Source organism: Rhizobium sp. NLR10b, from assembly GCF_019685435.1.
Classification (GTDB): domain Bacteria; phylum Pseudomonadota; class Alphaproteobacteria; order Rhizobiales; family Rhizobiaceae; genus Rhizobium.
Window position 1 is genome coordinate 120,664 of the sequence record NZ_JABDWV010000009.1, and the last position, 15,967, is coordinate 136,630.

Consider the following 15,967-nt stretch of genomic DNA (forward strand, 5'->3'; position numbering starts at 1 on the left):
CCTGGAATTGTTCTGGCCGCGTCAGGCCGACGCAGTCTTGTGCCTGGCCGATAATGGAAGGCCGCTTCCAGCGAAGACGAACGGAGCGGTGGCCCTTACTTTACCGTGATGGCGATACCGCTGAGATCGGCGTTGACTTGCAGGCCTACCTGCTTGCCCGAGAGTTCGAGTTGGGCGCCCTTGTCATTGGTCATGACGATCACCTGGGCCCCTTTGCCGACCGCGCCGCCGCCACCCGCCGCACCGTAGACCCCCGTCACATCTTGAGCGCGGCGGATATGGCGAACGGTACCATGAAAATTGGTCTTAGAAGCCCCGAAGGCGAGGCCGCCCGAGATGCCGCCGACAGAGATGGGATAGCGGCGACCATGGAAGGTCAGTGTGCCTTCGCCTCCGGAACCACCCACAAAGAAGGCAGCCTTGTAGACTGAGAAACTGATCGTACCGCTGTCGGCATGCGCGGAGCCGGCAAAGATGATTCCTGCTGCAGCGATAACCGCAACCGCGACTGAACGAATTCTGGATGAAAACTTCATGATGCAAGTCTCCTCAAAATCGAGGCTTACCCAGCCAGGAGGGCGTGTCAGCGTCATGCCAAAGTCACAGCTGAAACAGTCTCGCCTGTCATTGGTTCCCAAGCACGCGGCCAGAATCCGACTGGGAGAAAGCTGCCATAAAACGAAGCCGATGGCAAACCTGGTCTCGGTGGGAGTGGGAGCGGACCGTCATGCACAATGAAGGCGCAGGACAGTCGCTGCGCCTTCAAAATCGATCTACCGAACGGACTGAGCCCAATCGCAATTCGCGCTGAGTGACCGTTGGCCTCCTCAGCGGGGCTTCACGATGGCGTGCTTGTTGGCGGCCTCCGTGTCAGTGGCCGGCGTCTGGGTGTCGTGTCCGGTGAACGGACTTCCCTGGCCGGGCGCCAATGTACCACTGTGACCGGCTATGTTGGTCGTAAAGGCGTGCGTCGTGGAGGCTGCCGTGCTGCCGGACTTCAATCCATGCTGTTCCGCCTGGAAAAGGTGGTCGTCCGCCTGGGCAACGTCGCAGGTGGAAATCAGCAAGAACGCCGCGGTAATCAAGGGATGGATATTCATCGCAAGAACTCCTTCGTTTTCTGCCCTGGACGACAACACCCTGGCCATTGCCGATATTCGCGGATTTTTCATCACATCCTCGTGAGCCACCGCCTGAAGAGCAATCACATCGCTGCCAAGGGCACCCGTCACCATGCCGCCGGCGACCGTGTTTTCTGCTCGTAAGGATCGAAGATCGCCGCTTCGCAGAAGGCAAGGCGCACCTTGCCGATCGCATTCATGCAGAGCCGCCGGGCGGGGTTCCAGGTGCCGGTCTTCGGTTCGAGCTGGCTCAACGGATGCAGCTGAACGCGCGGTGCGAACCGCTCTTCAGCCGTCGATCGAGACGATCATGTCGCCGCGCGCCCATGTCGACCTGGCTGTCGAGCACCAGTGTGATCGCGTCGCTGGCAACCGCGGCGTTGCGCACCAGATCGAAGGTGACGATCTTGGAGACGTTGGCGACCATGCCCGACCGCCGGATCATGACGCTGTCGCCGGGCTTGACCGAGCCGCCGCCTGTCGGACATTGCCAGCCATGCAGAAAAGATTACTTTAGATGCAGGGGCTTTACCTGTTGACCGGAAGATCCCGGCTGTGGGGCTTCCATAGTGTCGAATCGTTAGCGTGCTGCAAGGAGGGGCCGGCACCTATGTTGCTGGAAGATTTGTATCGCCTGATGAAGACCGGGCATGTTCAGGCCCAGGGCATTGTCGACACGATGACCCAACCCGTTGTCGTGCTGGATCAGAATTTCTGTGTGACGACCGCAAACAATGCGTTCATCAAGGCTTTCGAAGTCGCGCGGGACGACATCCTCTCCCAGAACTTCTTCGGGCTTGGCAACGGGCAGTGGGATATTCCGGAACTTCGGCGGCTCATATCCTCGGTCATCCCACGGGCGGCCGCCGTCATCGGCTATGAAGTGAAGCATGATTTCCCGACAATCGGCCAGCGTACCTTTCTTGTCGACGCCCGTCGCCTCGTTCACCCCGATGATAACAGTCCCAACATTCTGGTGATCTTCGATGACGTGACGGAGCGCCAGCGCCACGATGCCGAGATGGACTTCATCGTCGCCGAGATGCGGCACCGGCTGAAGAACCTCTCGGCCATCGTTCAGTCGATCGTGAACAACACCAGGACCGAAGATCCGGCTGTGGCAAGCTTCAAGGAAGCGCTGCTTGGGAGGCTGAATACCACCTTTCAAGCTCAGGAAATTGCCGCTGGCGGGGCGGTAGATTTCGAAGCATTGTTGAGAGGCGCGGTCGGCACGATGGTCTCGGAACGGCTCGAATGCTCTGGACCTTCCGTGGAAATTGGAAGTTTAAAGGTTCTTCCGGTCAGCATGCTCCTGCACGAGCTCGGTACGAACGCGTTGAAGCATGGCGCTGCCTCGGCACCCGGCGGAAAGATACGGGTGACGTGGGAATTGGAAGTCGGGCCGCGGGATCGGACGCTGCTCGTATGCCGGTGGCGCGAGGAAGCCGGGCCGCCTATTCATGAGCCTGTACGCAAGGGCTATGGGACCGAACTGATCGAAGGCCTCGCCGCCCATATGGGTGGAAGCGTGGAACTCAACTATCCTCCCAGTGGTTTTACTGCGACAATCAAAATCCCGATGTGAGGTCATGTGAGCGAAATTGTCGACACGAGGGCAGGCGCGACCAAGGTCCTCGTCGTCGAGGACGAGTTCTTCATCGCCGATGAACTCCGACGCAAACTGACCGCTGCCGGGCTGCGGGTGCTTGGCCAGGTATCATCGAACGAGCACGCTCTCGATCTTTTGGAGCAGGAGCGACCGGACGTCGCCGTGCTTGACGTTCATCTCGGCGGGGCAAGAGCGACCCCGGTAGCCGCGAAGCTACGGCAGTTGAATATTCCGTTCGTCCTCGCGACAGCAAGTCCTGCCCATGAACTTGCATCCGATCCGGTCCTCGCGGACGCGGTCATCCTGGAAAAGCCAACTGATTTCGGTCTTCTCATCGAAACCGTCCGCAGGGTGGTCAAGTGACGGTTCACAGGACCGCCCGCTCTCGGCGTCGTCTGCGTCGGGAATCCGCCACCCCGCAATGGACGGATCCGGGCTTGGATAAGAGGCCGGTCTGGTCGGCCCCTTGATCCCGATCAGATATCGCTGGCGGCGCTCGACCACAGCTCGGCCGCCTCGGCCGCCGTCATCCGGCGCACCTCTGCCTCGTGGCTGCGGCTGGCGAATAGTTCGCTGGCCATAATCTGCTCGGCAAGATCGGCCGGCAGCGAGAGGATGACGCGGGCATCGCCATTGTGCAGGCCGCCGAGTTCGGTGCGCTTGCCCGTCACCATGCCGCCGGCGACCGTGTTGTTGGTCTCCGGATCGATCAGGATGAAGGAGCCGGACTGCCGGTTCTGTTCGTAAGGGTCGAAGATCGCCGCCTCGTCGAAGGCGAGGCGCACCTTGCCGATCGCGTTCATGTAGAGCCGCTGGGCGGGGTTCCAGGTGCCGGTCTTCAGTTCGAGCTGGCTCAAGGGCTGCACCTGGACGCGCTGGCGGCGCGAACCGCTCTTCAGCCAGTAGCGCTTGCCGGGCTCGATGCCCTCGGGCTGCAGGGCGACGATCTGCGCATCGAAGGCAAGGCCGACCTGCGGCTGGGCGTCGATCGAGACGATCATGTCGCCGCGCGCGACGTCGACCTGGCGGTCAAGCACCAGCGTGATCGCGTCGCCGGCAACGGCGGCGTTGCGCACGAGATCGAAGGTGACGATCTTGGAGACGTTGGCGACCATGCCCGACGGCAGGATCATGACGCTGTCGCCCGGTTTGACCGAGCCGCCGCCAACCGTGCCCTGATAGCCGCGGAAGCTTTCGCCCGGACGCGACACACGCTGCACCGACAGGCGGAAGCCGACGGTCTGCGACGAGCGCACGGTGGCAAGCTCCAGCGTCTCCACCAGCGTCGGGCCAGTGTACCAGGGCATGGCGCCCTGGCCGGAATAGACGACATTTTCGCCCTTCAGCGCCGACATCGGAATGGCGGTGATCTGCTTGACGCCGAGCGACAGGGCGAATTCGCGGAATTCGTGGCTGATCTTCTCGAAGCCGGCGCGGTCATAGCCCGTCAGGTCGATCTTGTTGACGGCAAGCACGAACTGCCTGATGCCGAGCAGCGAGGCGATCGTCGCATGGCGGCGCGTCTGTTCGAGGATGCCGAGACGGGCGTCGACGAGCAGGATGGCGAGATCGGCGGTCGAGGCGCCGGTCGCCATGTTGCGGGTATATTGCTCGTGACCGGGCGTGTCAGCGACGATGAAGGAGCGCTTGTCGGTCGAGAAATAGCGATAGGCGACATCGATGGTGATGCCCTGCTCGCGTTCGGCCTGCAGGCCGTCGAGCAAGAGCGCGAAGTCGGGCAGGCCGAGGTCGTTCTGCTTGCCGGTGGAATCGCGCTGCAGCGTGGCGGCCTGGTCTTCCTTGACGGCCTTGGTGTCCCACAGCAGGCGGCCGATCAGGGTCGACTTGCCGTCATCGACACTGCCGCAGGTAATCAGGCGCAGCGGGCGCGAGTCGCGTTGAGCCTTCTGCGGCTCGGCGGCGGGCAGGCTGGCGACGGTTGCGGCCGAGACGGCGGTTTGGACTGCGGTCATCTCAGAAATATCCTTCACGCTTCTTCTTTTCCATGGAGCCGGACTGGTCGCGGTCGATGGCGCGGCCCTGGCGTTCGGACACCGTTGCGATTTCGAGTTCGGCAATCACCTCTTCCAGCGTGGTCGCCTCAGAGCGGATGGCGCCGGTCAGCGGGAAGTCGCCGAGCGTGCGGAAGCGGATCATGCCCTCCTGGCGCACTTCGCCGGGCAGCAGTTCCAGGCGCGGATCCTCGGCCAGGATCATCATGCCGTCGCGCTCCACGAACTTGCGTTTGCGGGCGTAGTAGAGCGGCACGAGCGGAATGTCCTCGGCCTGGATGTAGCGCCAGATATCGACCTCGGTCCAGTTCGACAGCGGGAAGGCGCGCACGCTCTCGCCCTTGCGGATCATGCCGTTATAGATGTTCCAGAGCTCCGGCCGCTGGTTGCGCGGATCCCAGCGGTGATCCGGCGTGCGGAAGGAATAGATGCGTTCCTTGGCGCGGCTTGCCTCCTCGTCGCGCCGGGCGCCGCCGAAAGCGGCGTCGAACTGGCCGGCATCGAGCGCCTGGCGCAGGCTTTCGGTCTTCATGATGTCGGTGAAGGCCGCCGAGCCATGGGTGAAGGGCGTGATGTTTTCGGCCGCGCCGCGTGGGTTGATGTGCTCGATGAGATCGAGATCGTACTTCTTCGCCGTCTCGTCTCGGAAGGCGATCATCTCGCGGAACTTCCAGCCGGTGTTCACATGCAGGAGCGGGAAGGGCACGCGGCCGGGATAGAAGGCCTTGCGCGCCAGGTGCAGCAGCACCGAGGAATCCTTGCCGATCGAATAGAGCATCACGGGACGCTCGAATTCGGCCGCGACCTCACGAAAGATGTGGATGGATTCGTTTTCCAGCGCCTTCAGATGCGGGTCGAGCGGCGCCTTGGCGCTCTGCGGATTGCTGAGTTCCGTATCCGGACGGCTATCGGGCATGTCTTACTCCAGACTGTCGGTCCTTGCGGCTGCCCGCAAGCTTTTGTCGATTGTGGCTCTCCCCGGGGAAGCTCGCTTCCCCCAAGGCTGCGGCGACCGCCGCGCCCTGATCCGGTAAGCTGGGAAGGTGATTATTGTGCGACGATCGCTGAGGCCTCTTCGGCGACATGCAGGCCGCATTCGCGTGTCTCGTCCTGCTCCCACCACCAGCGGCCGGCGCGTTCCGGCTCGCCGGGCTTGATCGCCCTTGTGCAGGGCTCGCAGCCGATCGAGGGGTAGCCGCGGGCATGCAGCGGATTGACCGGCACGCCGTTTTCGGAAACGAAGGCCTTGATCGCCTCGATGTCCCAGTCGGCGAGCGGATTGACCTTCAGCAGGTGCCGTTCGGCGTCATATTCGGCAAAGGGCGTTTCGGCGCGGTTGGCCGACTGGCCGCGCCGCAGGCCGGTGATCCAGATCGTCGCCCCTTCGAGCGCACGCGCAAGCGGCTTCAGCTTGCGCACGCCGCAACAGGCATGCCTGGCTTCGACGCTCTCGTAGAAACCATTGAGGCCGTATTGCGCGGCATAGGCGTCGATATCGGCCTTCTCGGGCGAAAAGCGCTGGATATGGATGTCGTACTGGGCCTCCGTTTCGTCGATCAGCGCCAGCGTCTCGGCAAACAGGCGGCCGGTTTCCAGCGTCGCGATGTCGATCGGCAGGCGGTGCGTGCCGATTTCGGCGGTGATCACCTGGTCTTCGATGCCGAGCGAGGTGGTGAACACCACGCGGCCGCCAAGGCCTGCCACCAGCGACAGACGTCCGGCGAGGTCGAGGCCTGCCAGCTTGTCGTTCAGCGCCTCGGCTTCTGCATTCGGATTGATAACAGTCATGAGAATCCTGTCCTTAGTTGACCGGAGTATCGCAGTTCAAGCCTGGATCGGACAGAAAAAGGGATTTCGAAAGCTGCGGCCACAGGAGCAAATATCTCTCCGAAGCTGCCGCAATGCAGAAAAGCAGCCGCCCGCGGGGAAAAACCCGCGCCGACAGCCTCAATGTCTATAAAATTAGTAGGCTTACACGCAGCCTGTCAATCGGAAATCTGAAGTGATGCTGAAAATGGTGCGGAAGGCGCTGATTTGGCGTAGTTTGCAAGGGCTTGGCCAGCGTGAAGAACAAGGCCAAAAATACTTGTCCCTCAAGGCTTTCAGCCGGCGCGTTCAAATTCCGTTCATGCTGGTTGTGCCATAGAGGCGAATATACGTGTGAAGCGGCGCGAAAATGCGCGCCGCCTGTGTGTCGACGGTCTGAGATGATTACGCAAAAGGCGAAATATGCGCTGCGGGCGCTGACGGTTCTGGCGGATGCCGATGCCGACGAACCGGTGATGATTTCCGACATCGCGGCGCAGCAGAAGATCCCGAAGAAATTCCTCGAACAGATCCTGCTCGATCTCAAACATCACGGCATCGTCGTCAGCCGCCGCGGCAAGCAGGGCGGTTATCTCCTGCTCAAGCCCGCCCACACCATCACCTTCGGCGAAATCCTGCGCATCATCGATGGCCCGATCGCACCCTTGCCGTGCCTGTCGATCACCGCCTACCGCAAATGTGACGATTGCGACGGCGAACAGACGTGCGAAATCCGCCATGTCTTCGCCAAGGTCGCCGACGCCACCCGCAAGGTGCTGTTCTCGACGACCATCGCCGATGCCGTCGGCCCGGGGCATGGCGCCGAAGTCACCCGCCTGCTCGCCTGATCAGCTCTCAGCCGTTTCCCTGGCGCGCCGGGCCCGGATCGCCGCAGCGATGAAGACGCGCGACAGGCCGTGATAGAGCGGCTCGCGCGACAGGATCCGCGAGGTGATGTAGCCGATCATCGATACCGCCATAATCGGAATGATGGCCTGATGGTCGCCGGTCATTTCGAGGATGATGACAAAGGCGGTCATCGGCGCCTGCACCACGCCGGAGAAATATCCCGCCATCCCGAGAATGGCCGCAAGCGCGATGCTGCTGCCCATAATCTGGCCGATGGTGCTGCCGAAGCCGGCGCCGACGGAGAGCGACGGCGCGAAGATGCCGCCCGGAATGCCCGACATCATCGACAGAAAGCCGGCAAGAAGTTTTTCCAGGAAGAACAGCAGGGGCAGGGGATTGCCCTCGACGGCGCCTTTCGCCTGGTCGTAGCCCGTTCCGAAGGTCATGCCGCCCGAGAGGATGCCGATCGCCGCGACGGCAAGGCCGCAGGCTGCTGCCAGCGTTACCATCCGCCGCAGCGGCTGCGGATGCGCCCACCTGCGAACGTGCTGACCGAGATGGAGCGCAAGCCCGCTGAAAGCCGCACCCAGTGCGCCGCCGCCGATGCCGCAGACCAGCACCAGTTCCCAGTCGCGCACCGAGGCGGGCGCGACCGCGGTGGAGCCGAAATAATTGTAGCTGCCGGCAAGTCCGAGCGCTGCAAGGCCCGAAAGGATGACGGCCGTCAGCACCAGGCCGTTCGCACGGGACTCATAGGTCCGGCTCATTTCCTCGATGGCGAAGACGATGCCGGCGAGCGGTGTGTTGAAGGCCGCGGCGATGCCGGCCGCAGAGCCGGCGAGGATCAGGCCGCGCGCCTGCGCCATGCCGCCGAAGCGGGCGACGGCCAGCATGATCGATGCGCCAACCTGCACGGTCGGTCCCTCGCGGCCGATCGACGCGCCGCTCGCGAGCCCCAGCACGGTCAGCAGGATCTTGCCGAAGACGAGCCGCAGCGACAGCAGCCGCGCGCGGTCCTCCGGATCACGCAAATGCCGCGCGGCAATCGCCTGCGGAATGCCGCTGCCCTGCGCGTTCGGGAAGAATGTAGCGGCGAGATAGGCCGACAGCATGAAGCCGAGCGGGGTGATGAGAAGCGGCAGCAGAAAGCTCCATTGCCCCGAGGCGATCACGCCGGCAAAGCCGCGCTGCGCCAGATCGGCCAGCCTGGCGAAGCCGACGCTGATGATGCCGATCGCAAAGGCGCCGAACCAGAAGATCAGCCGCGGACGCCAGAGGGAGAAGGAGCCCCACAGGACACGCGATCTGCGAAGAAGTCTGGACTTGCGATGGAACACGGGCAGCCGAGGAACATTGGAGATGAGCTCTTCCTAAACCGGTTTGCAGGGAAGGGGCCACCTCTTTCTTCCGAAAATTGCTACTGTGATTGCGGCCTGACAGCTTTCGCCACTCATCACCGATCGCTGACCGCCGCCCGCGGGTTGACCCAGGGCTCCTGGTTCGAGCGCGCCAGCGGCTGCTTGCCGAGGATGTGGTCGGCGGCCTTCTCGCCGGTCATGATCGAGGGGCCGTTCAGGTTGCCGTAGGTGACGTGCGGGAAGATCGAGCTGTCGGCGACGCGCAGTCCATCGACGCCGATCACCCGCGTCTGCGGATCGACCACCGCCATCGGATCGTCCTTGGCGCCCATCTTGCAGGTGCCGCAGGGGTGATAGGCGCTTTCCAGATGTTCGCGCAGGAAGGCGTCGATCTCTTCGTCGCTTTGTACGCCTTCACCCGGCTGGATCTCCGGGCCGCGATAGGCGTCGAAGGCCGCCTGCCCGAAGATCTCGCGGGTCAGTCGCACGCAGTGGCGGAATTTCTCCCAATCCTCGGGATGGCTCATATAGTTGAAGCGCAGCACCGGCTCGGCCTTGGGGTCGGGCGAGCGCAGCGTCACGTTGCCGCGCGATTTCGACAGGTTGTAGCCGACATGCACCTGGAAACCGTGGCTTTTCGCCGCCGCCTTGCCGTCATAGCTGATCGCCACCGGCAGGAAATGATATTGAATGTCCGGCTGCTTCAGCCCGGGTGCCGAGCGCAGGAAGGCGCAGGCTTCGAACTGGTTGGAAGCGCCGAGCCCGCCCTTCGACAAGAGCCATTGCGCGCCCGCCACCCCCTGCCAGAACCAGGGCAGCCAGGAATAGAGCGACACCGGCTTGGTGCTGACCTGCTGGAAATAGAATTCCATATGGTCCTGCAGGTTGGCGCCGACACCAGGGCGGTCGGCCTTCACCTCGATGCCCATTTCCTTCAGATGCTCGCCCGGGCCGATGCCGGACAGCATCAGGAGCTTCGGCGAATTGAAAGAGGAGGCCGAGACGATCACCTCGCGGTTCGCCTTCACCACCTCTGTCCTGCCGCCGCGTTCGATTTCGACGCCGGTCGCGCGCCCGTTCTCGATGACGATCCGGCGCGCCATACCGTAGACGATCCCGACATTGTCGCGCTTCAGCGCCGGTTTCAGATAGGCATTGGCGGCAGACCAGCGGCGCCCGGCAAAGATGGTCTGCTCCATCAGTCCGAAGCCTTCCTGCTTGCTGCCGTTGTAATCCTCGGTCGTCTCGAAGCCCGCCTGCTTGCCGGCCTCGACGAAGGCCCGGAACAGCGGATTGGTGAAGCCGCCGCGCTGCACATGCAGCGGCCCGTTGGTGCCGCGCCAGCCCTCTTCGCCGCCATGCGAATGTTCCATCCGCTTGAAATAGGGGAGAACGTCGGCATAGGCCCAGCCGCTAGCACCGAGCTCTTCCCAGCGGTTGAAGTCCTCGGCATGGCCGCGCACATAGACCATGCCGTTGATCGATGACGAGCCGCCGATCACCTTGCCGCGCGGCGCCGTGATGCGGCGGTTGTTGAGGTTCGGCTCCGGCTCGGAGAGATAGCCCCAATTATAGCGCTTCATGCTCATCGGCCAGGCAAGCGCTGCCGGCATCTGAATGAACGGCCCGAAATCGCTGCCGCCCGCCTCGATGACGAGGACGCTGTTCTTGCCGTCTTCGGAGAGGCGATAGGCCAGCGCCGAGCCGGCCGAGCCGGAGCCGATGATGACGAAATCTGCTTGTTGCATCTTCTTGTTTTCCTTGAGCTGCCGTGATCTGGCTGCTTCTTGTTTTCTCAGAGCCGGCCCCTCATCCGCCTGCCGGCACCTTCTCCCCGTAAACGGGGCGAAGGGGATATGCCGCACTGGCTTCCCCTATCTTCGACGTTGCTTTGGGCACGTCGCCTCTCCCCGCGTGCGGGGAGAGGGTTAGGTGAGGGGCAAGGGCGTGGACAGATGTCTTCAATAAGGCGCCGCCACCGGCCCCATGCCGACGTAAACCGTCTTCAGCTCGGAATAATGCTCCAGCGCCGCCAGCGAATTCTCGCGGCCGAAGCCCGATTGTTTCGAGCCGCCGAAGGGGATCTCGACCGGGCAGAGATTATAGGTGTTGATCCACAGCGTGCCGGCCTCCAGCCGGTCGACGACGCGGTGGGCGCGGGTGAGGTCGGCGGTGAAGACGCCGCCGGAGAGGCCGAATTCGCTGGCATTGGCGCGGCCGATCACCTCGTCCTCATCGTCGAAATCGAGCACCGACATGACAGGCCCGAAGATCTCCTCGCGGGCGATCGTCATGTCGTCGGTGACATCGGCAAAGACCGTCGGCTGCACGTAATAACCTTCGCCCGAGACATTGTTCGGAATGCCGCCGCCGGCAATCAGGCTTGCGCCTTCGGCCTTGCCCTTTTCGATATAGGCGATCACTTTCTCGCGCTGCGCCCAGGAAACCATCGGGCCGATCTGCGTCGCCTCATCCATCGGGTCGCCGATCATCATCGCCTCGGTGCGCGCCTTCAGCCGCTTCAGGAACTCCGTCTTGATCCCCTTCTGCACGAAGACGCGGGTGCCGTTCGAGCAGACCTGGCCGGTCGAATAGAAATTGCCGAGCATGGCGCCGCCGACCGCCGAGTCGAGATCGGCGTCGTCGAAAACGATGAGCGGCGACTTGCCGCCGAGTTCCATGGTCACATGCTTGAGGCTGCCGGCCGCAGCCGCTGCCACCCGGCGCCCTGTTGGCACCGATCCGGTCAGCGACACCTTGGCGACGTCGGTATGGTTGACGAGCAGCGGCCCGGTCTCGCGGTCGCCTTGGATGACGTTGAAGAGCCCCTTCGGCAGCCCCGCCTCGTGCAGGATCTCGGCGATCTTCAGGGCGCCGAGCGGCGTGTTTTCCGACGGCTTGAATACCATGGCATTGCCTGAGATCAGCGCCGGGGCCGCTTTCCAGCAGGCGATCTGCTGCGGATAGTTCCAGGCGCCGATGCCGACGCAGACGCCGAGGGGGACACGCTTGGTATAGGCAAAATCCTGGCCGAGCGGGATATGAGAGCCGTTGAGCCCGGCCGGCGCGACGCCGCCGAAGAATTCGAAGGCGTCTGCGCCCGACGTCGGGTCGGCGACGATCGTCTCCTGGATCGGCTTGCCGGTATCGAGCGTTTCCAGTTCGGAAAGCTCGCGGTTGCGCTCGCGCATGATCTCGGCGGCGCGCTTCAAGATGCGGCCACGCGCCATCGGGCTCATTGCCGCCCATTCCGGCTGGGCGCGTTTGGCCGCCGCGATAGCCTGTTCGACGATCGCAGGCGTTGCCGCATGCAGCCGGGCGATCACCTCGCCGGTGGCAGGATAAAGGCTCTCGATGACAGTGCCATCGCTATCCTCGACATATTCGCCATCGATGAAGTGCGAGGCTTTTGGCTGGGCTTTCATGTCATTTGTCCTTGGATGGTGCGAGGTAGTTTTTCCTTCCCCCGTTAAAAGGGGAGGCGCTGGCCAGAAGGGCGTTTACATAATCCTCCGTCAGCGCGATCGAGGCTTCGATGCCGATCGGCGCCGATTTCAGACTTTGCCTGATATAGAGCCCGTCGATCATCGCCGCAGCGCCCTCGGCGATGCGTTCTGCGGCGTCGGCTGGCAGCAGCGCCTTGAGATCGGCGAGCAGGTTGGAGCGCAGCCTGCGGGCATAGATCACCAGGAAGCGGCGCGTCTCCTCCGAACGCTGCGCTTCGGCGTAAAAGGCAAGCCAGGCGGCAATTGTATCGGGCGCGAACTGGTCGGCATGGAAGCTGACGCGGATGACGGCCGAAAGCCGCTCACGCGGCGTGCGCGCCTCCTTCAGCGCCGCCACCGTATCGCGGCGCAGCTGCCGGAGCAGCGAGCGGATCGTCTCGATCAGCAATTGCTCCTTGCTGCCGAAATAATGATGGGCAAGCGCCGGCGAGACGCCGGCCTGGCGGGCGATATCGGACATGGTCACGGCGAGCGAGCCGTGATCGCCGATCACCCGCAGCGCCGCATCGACAAGCGCCTTGCGGCGCACCGGCTCCATCCCGACCTTGGGCACGCCCGCTACCTCCTGAAAACGAGGCCCATCTTATTTTTGATTGACTGATCAATCAACAAAAATCTTAAGCGAATTGATTTGGCTCACATCTTTTCCGGAAGAACTGGGGCAACATATTCAAATGATCAGGAGGTGTGCTATGACCAGCGTCTTCAATGATATGCCCGAATCCTCGCTGCGATCGAAATGGGCATGGTTCCTCGGCCTCGGGGTCCTGCTTCTTATCTGCGGCCTCATCGCTCTCAGCAATCTGTTGATGGCGACCGTTGCTTCGGTCTTTTACGTCGGCATGCTCATGCTGGCCGGCGGCGTCATCTATCTCGTCCACGCTTTTCAGCTGCGCCGCTGGGATCAGGTGCTCTTCTGGGCTTTGAGCGGCGTGCTTTACGTGCTTGCCGGCATCTGCGCCTTCGTCAATCCCATTTTCACCTCGGCGGCCTTGACCCTGTTTCTTTCCATTGCGCTGCTCGTGGCCGGCCTATTCCGTCTCTGGGTCGGGATGCGCATGCGACCGCTCAAGGGTTGGCGCTGGATCGCTATCAGCGGTGTCATAACGGCGCTTGCCGGGTTTGTCATCGCGCTGGGCTGGCCGGTGAACAGCCTCTGGGTCCTTGGCCTCTTCCTGGCCGTCGACCTGATCGTCCAGGGATGGACGATGATCGCCTTCGGCCTTGGCCTGCGCAGTTGAACGGCGATGGGCCTTTTCTTTTTTGACAAGGGAATGGCGGGGGATTAGACTTTAGGGATTAGAGCCGTCCGGCATCTCCGGATGCTTCCGGTGCGAATGCACCAATGGCACCGGCGCAAGCGCCTGGAATGCCGAAAATGGTCATGCGTCCCCCAAAGGCAGGGTACTGCCTGAAGAAAAAAGGGAGGAAGTCCATGCCGATGGTCACCGTTTCCATCTCTCCGCAACAGGCAGCGGGCATCCGTGCCGCCGTCGACACGGGTGGTTACGCCTCGAGCAGTGAGGTCGTCCGCGAGGCGCTGCGCCTCTGGGATACCGCCCGCAAGCTCGGCGAAATCAAGGCAGATCTCCTCGACGACGAGAGCGTCGCCTCCGGCGGCAGATGCGTCGCCGACATGTTTGCCGATCATGAGGCGCAGCGCAGTCGCTCCGCCTGAATAAGCCAATGCTTGTAATGGGGAATTCGAATTCACGCGCAACGCGTGCCGGCGAGCCGCGTCTTTCACAAAACTTTCATATTGGCGAAAGGGTTCGTTGATCCTTCTGCGGCAGGTTCCTGACCAAGAAGAACAAGTCGCAGTGGAGATCGGCCCACAGTGAACACTGCAATATCTTTGGCTGGCGCCGTCGAGCCTGGCGTGCTGCGTCGTTATGCGAGCGATCAGATTGTAACCCTTGCCAAGCTCGTGGTCGAAAACGCCTTCCAGCCGATCGTCGAAGCCGGCACCGGTACGGTATTCGGTTACGAGTCCCTCATGCGCGGCCAGGAACGCATCGGCTACGACACGCCGGCCGATATTCTCGACGAGGCGCATCGGACCTGTCAGCTGCTGCAGCTCGAACAGATGGTCGCCAGCCGCGCGCTCGCCAAGTTCGCGACGCTGTCGAATTTCTCCACCTCGACGCTGTTCCTCAATCTTGACGTCCGGCTGATCCACGATGGCGAGCGCCTGGTGGAGAGCCTGCTGCAACATTTGCGAACGGCGAATATTCCGCCGTCCTCCATCTGTTTCGAATTCTCCGAGCGCTTCGACAATACCAGCGTGCCGGAATTCGCCGCCCTGGTTTCAAAGTTGCGGCGGGCCGGCTTCAAGCTGGCGATCGACGATTTCGGCGTCGGTCACGGCGAGATGAAACTGCTTTGCGATTATGCCGTCGACTATCTGAAGATCGACCGCCATTTCGTCGCCGAGATCGACCGCAGCGCCCGCAAGCGTCATCTGCTGAAGAGCATCGTCAACATCGCCCATGTGCTTGGCACGCGCGTCGTGGCCGAAGGCATCGAGACCGAGGCCGAATTCATCGCCTGCCGCGAATATGGCGTCGATCTCGTCCAAGGATGGTTCATTTCCCGGCCGACCACGCACATGTCGGAGCTGGCGCCGTCCTTCCCGCATCTGCAGGAACTCGGTAAGAGCAAGCGGGCGAGCCAGTCGCTCGACGAAATCCTCATCCGCAAGCAGATCGAGCTCTTGCCGACGGTCTACGAAAACGACAGCATCGACAGCGTCTTCGAGCTCTTCCGCCGCAATCCGCGCCAGGCCTTTTTTCCCGTCCTCAACGCCAATAGCGAACCGCGCGGCATCATCCACGAGCAGCACCTCAAAGAGTATATTTATCAGCCCTTTGGCCGTGACCTCCTGAAGAACAAGATGTATGAGCGCAGCATCTCGCATTTCGTCGAGATGGCGCCGATCGTTGGCCTCGACAGCGATGCCGAGCAGCTGATGGCGATCTTCGCCAATATGGAGGGCAGCAACTGCCTGATCCTGACCGACAATATGCGTTATGCCGGCGTTGTTTCCGCCGCTTCACTGATCAAGGTCATCAACGAGAAACAGCTGAAGACCGCCCAGGACCAGAACCCTCTGACCGGCCTCCCGGGCAATCGCGCCATCCGCGACTTCATGCGCCAGTCCGGCCGCGACGGCGATGAGGTCCGCCACTTCTGCTATTGCGACTTCGACAACTTCAAGCCGTTCAACGATGCCTACGGCTTCCATCTCGGCGATCATGCGATCTCGCTCTTTGCCGCGCTAATGCGCCGCTATTTCTTCGCCGAGCGCCATTTCCTCGGCCATGTCGGCGGCGATGATTTTTTCATCGGCGTCGTCGGCTGGACGAAGGAGGAGCTGACCGAGATCCTCGACCGGCTGATCAGCGATTTCCACGACGACGTGCTCGATCTTTATTCCGGCGAGCACCGCGCCGCCGGCCGCATCCTCGGCCACGACCGCACCGGCACCGAGGCCCTGTTCCCGCTGATGCGCTGCTCGATCGGCGTTCTCGAACTGCCGGAAGGCCTCGTCATCGACGATATCAACCGCGTCAGCGCCGAGATCGCCGTCATCAAGTCGGCCGCCAAGGAGAGCGATGAGGGCCTTGCCTTCCATTTCCTGGGCGAGGCGAATTGACGCCCTTGCCGCTTGCAGCCTTCCCAAGCCGGCCGGGCTGATCTATTCCGA

The 15,967-nt window shown here is 62.5% G+C and carries 15 protein-coding genes and 2 pseudogenes; 7 read left to right on the plus strand and 10 right to left on the minus strand.

The window, feature by feature from the left end:
• Nucleotides 1–95: 95 nt before the first annotated feature.
• The 3 genes and pseudogenes from HJB91_RS16580 to HJB91_RS16590 form a co-directional block, all read right to left on the minus strand.
• The gene (locus HJB91_RS16580; RefSeq protein WP_210631673.1) at nt 96–536 is read right to left on the minus strand and encodes a hypothetical protein; all 441 of its coding nucleotides are present in this window, start codon (nt 534–536) and stop codon (nt 96–98) included.
• Nucleotides 537–827: 291 nt separating this feature from the next.
• Nucleotides 828–1,235, minus strand: coding sequence for a hypothetical protein (locus HJB91_RS16585; RefSeq protein ID WP_259669913.1), 408 nt, complete (start codon nt 1,233–1,235; stop codon nt 828–830).
• Nucleotides 1,224–1,617: pseudogene (locus tag HJB91_RS16590) on the minus strand (sulfate adenylyltransferase subunit CysN); the annotation flags it as partial. The pseudogene HJB91_RS16590 and the gene HJB91_RS16585, both read right to left, overlap by 12 nt.
• A 114-nt stretch (nt 1,618–1,731) precedes the next feature.
• On the opposite strand from HJB91_RS16590, the gene HJB91_RS16595 reads away from it, so the two are divergent.
• On the plus strand, nt 1,732–2,706 hold the full coding sequence (locus HJB91_RS16595; protein WP_221155465.1) for a sensor histidine kinase: 975 nt from the start codon (nt 1,732–1,734) through the stop codon (nt 2,704–2,706).
• A 6-nt stretch (nt 2,707–2,712) separates the two neighbouring features.
• Nucleotides 2,713–3,093, plus strand: coding sequence for a response regulator (locus tag HJB91_RS16600; protein WP_221155466.1), 381 nt, complete (start codon nt 2,713–2,715; stop codon nt 3,091–3,093).
• A gap of 113 nt (nt 3,094–3,206) precedes the next feature.
• Here HJB91_RS16600 and cysN read toward each other — a convergent pair whose 3' ends face one another.
• The 3 genes from cysN to HJB91_RS16615 all read right to left on the minus strand — a co-directional run bounded on the left by cysN (nt 3,207) and on the right by HJB91_RS16615 (nt 6,530).
• Nucleotides 3,207–4,703, minus strand: coding sequence for a sulfate adenylyltransferase subunit CysN (gene cysN, locus HJB91_RS16605; RefSeq protein ID WP_210628714.1), 1,497 nt, complete (start codon nt 4,701–4,703; stop codon nt 3,207–3,209).
• Nucleotide 4,704: 1 nt separating this feature from the next.
• Nucleotides 4,705–5,658, minus strand: coding sequence for a sulfate adenylyltransferase subunit CysD (gene cysD / locus HJB91_RS16610; RefSeq protein ID WP_210628713.1), 954 nt, complete (start codon nt 5,656–5,658; stop codon nt 4,705–4,707).
• 131 nt (nt 5,659–5,789) lie between these two features.
• Nucleotides 5,790–6,530 (minus strand): phosphoadenylyl-sulfate reductase, encoded by a 741-nt coding sequence (locus HJB91_RS16615; protein WP_210628712.1) that lies wholly within the window; start codon nt 6,528–6,530, stop codon nt 5,790–5,792.
• A gap of 214 nt (nt 6,531–6,744) precedes the next feature.
• Here HJB91_RS16615 and HJB91_RS16620 point away from each other — a divergent pair, with 214 nt between their 5' ends.
• Complete coding sequence (locus tag HJB91_RS16620; protein WP_221102613.1) at nt 6,745–6,888, plus strand: hypothetical protein; 144 nt, start codon at nt 6,745–6,747, stop codon at nt 6,886–6,888.
• Nucleotides 6,889–6,949: 61 nt separating this feature from the next.
• Nucleotides 6,950–7,396 (plus strand): Rrf2 family transcriptional regulator, encoded by a 447-nt coding sequence (locus HJB91_RS16625; RefSeq protein WP_210628710.1) that lies wholly within the window; start codon nt 6,950–6,952, stop codon nt 7,394–7,396.
• On the opposite strand, the gene HJB91_RS16630 is transcribed toward HJB91_RS16625, so the two are convergent.
• The 4 genes from HJB91_RS16630 to betI all read right to left on the minus strand — a co-directional run bounded on the left by HJB91_RS16630 (nt 7,397) and on the right by betI (nt 12,814).
• On the minus strand, nt 7,397–8,740 hold the full coding sequence (locus HJB91_RS16630; RefSeq protein WP_210631671.1) for a chloride channel protein: 1,344 nt from the start codon (nt 8,738–8,740) through the stop codon (nt 7,397–7,399).
• A 110-nt stretch (nt 8,741–8,850) separates the two neighbouring features.
• The gene (gene betA, locus HJB91_RS16635) at nt 8,851–10,503 is read right to left on the minus strand and encodes a choline dehydrogenase (RefSeq protein ID WP_210628709.1); all 1,653 of its coding nucleotides are present in this window, start codon (nt 10,501–10,503) and stop codon (nt 8,851–8,853) included.
• Between the two features lie 213 nt (nt 10,504–10,716).
• Entirely contained in the window at nt 10,717–12,180 is a 1,464-nt protein-coding gene (gene betB, locus HJB91_RS16640; RefSeq protein WP_210628708.1) for a betaine-aldehyde dehydrogenase, read from the minus strand.
• 1 nt (nt 12,181) lies between these two features.
• Nucleotides 12,182–12,814: a transcriptional regulator BetI gene (gene betI, locus HJB91_RS16645; RefSeq protein ID WP_210628707.1), complete on the minus strand. Its 633-nt coding sequence runs from the start codon at nt 12,812–12,814 to the stop codon at nt 12,182–12,184.
• Between the two features lie 139 nt (nt 12,815–12,953).
• On the opposite strand from betI, the gene HJB91_RS16650 reads away from it, so the two are divergent.
• From HJB91_RS16650 to HJB91_RS16660, 3 genes and pseudogenes are all read left to right on the plus strand, one after another.
• Nucleotides 12,954–13,502, plus strand: coding sequence for an HdeD family acid-resistance protein (locus tag HJB91_RS16650; protein WP_210628706.1), 549 nt, complete (start codon nt 12,954–12,956; stop codon nt 13,500–13,502).
• 194 nt (nt 13,503–13,696) lie between these two features.
• Entirely contained in the window at nt 13,697–13,939 is a 243-nt protein-coding gene (locus HJB91_RS16655) for a type II toxin-antitoxin system ParD family antitoxin (RefSeq protein ID WP_210628705.1), read from the plus strand.
• A 119-nt stretch (nt 13,940–14,058) separates the two neighbouring features.
• A pseudogene (locus HJB91_RS16660) lies at nt 14,059–15,916 on the plus strand (GGDEF domain-containing protein).
• The last annotated feature ends 51 nt before the right edge of the window (nt 15,917–15,967 follow it).

Excerpts from the sequence above, each read along its gene's own strand:
- cysN (WP_210628714.1), bottom strand. The coding sequence starts at position 4,703 with ATGACCGCAGTCCAAACCGCCGTCTCGGCCGCAACCGTCGCCAGCCTG.
- HJB91_RS16625 (WP_210628710.1), top strand. The coding sequence starts at position 6,950 with ATGATTACGCAAAAGGCGAAATATGCGCTGCGGGCGCTGACGGTTCTG.
- HJB91_RS16655 (WP_210628705.1), top strand. The coding sequence starts at position 13,697 with ATGCCGATGGTCACCGTTTCCATCTCTCCGCAACAGGCAGCGGGCATC.
- HJB91_RS16615 (WP_210628712.1), bottom strand. The coding sequence starts at position 6,530 with ATGACTGTTATCAATCCGAATGCAGAAGCCGAGGCGCTGAACGACAAG.
- HJB91_RS16650 (WP_210628706.1), top strand. The coding sequence starts at position 12,954 with ATGACCAGCGTCTTCAATGATATGCCCGAATCCTCGCTGCGATCGAAA.
- HJB91_RS16580 (WP_210631673.1), bottom strand. The coding sequence starts at position 536 with ATGAAGTTTTCATCCAGAATTCGTTCAGTCGCGGTTGCGGTTATCGCT.
- betA (WP_210628709.1), bottom strand. The coding sequence starts at position 10,503 with ATGCAACAAGCAGATTTCGTCATCATCGGCTCCGGCTCGGCCGGCTCG.
- betB (WP_210628708.1), bottom strand. The coding sequence starts at position 12,180 with ATGAAAGCCCAGCCAAAAGCCTCGCACTTCATCGATGGCGAATATGTC.
- cysD (WP_210628713.1), bottom strand. The coding sequence starts at position 5,658 with ATGCCCGATAGCCGTCCGGATACGGAACTCAGCAATCCGCAGAGCGCC.
- HJB91_RS16585 (WP_259669913.1), bottom strand. The coding sequence starts at position 1,235 with ATGGTGACGGGTGCCCTTGGCAGCGATGTGATTGCTCTTCAGGCGGTG.
- HJB91_RS16595 (WP_221155465.1), top strand. The coding sequence starts at position 1,732 with ATGTTGCTGGAAGATTTGTATCGCCTGATGAAGACCGGGCATGTTCAG.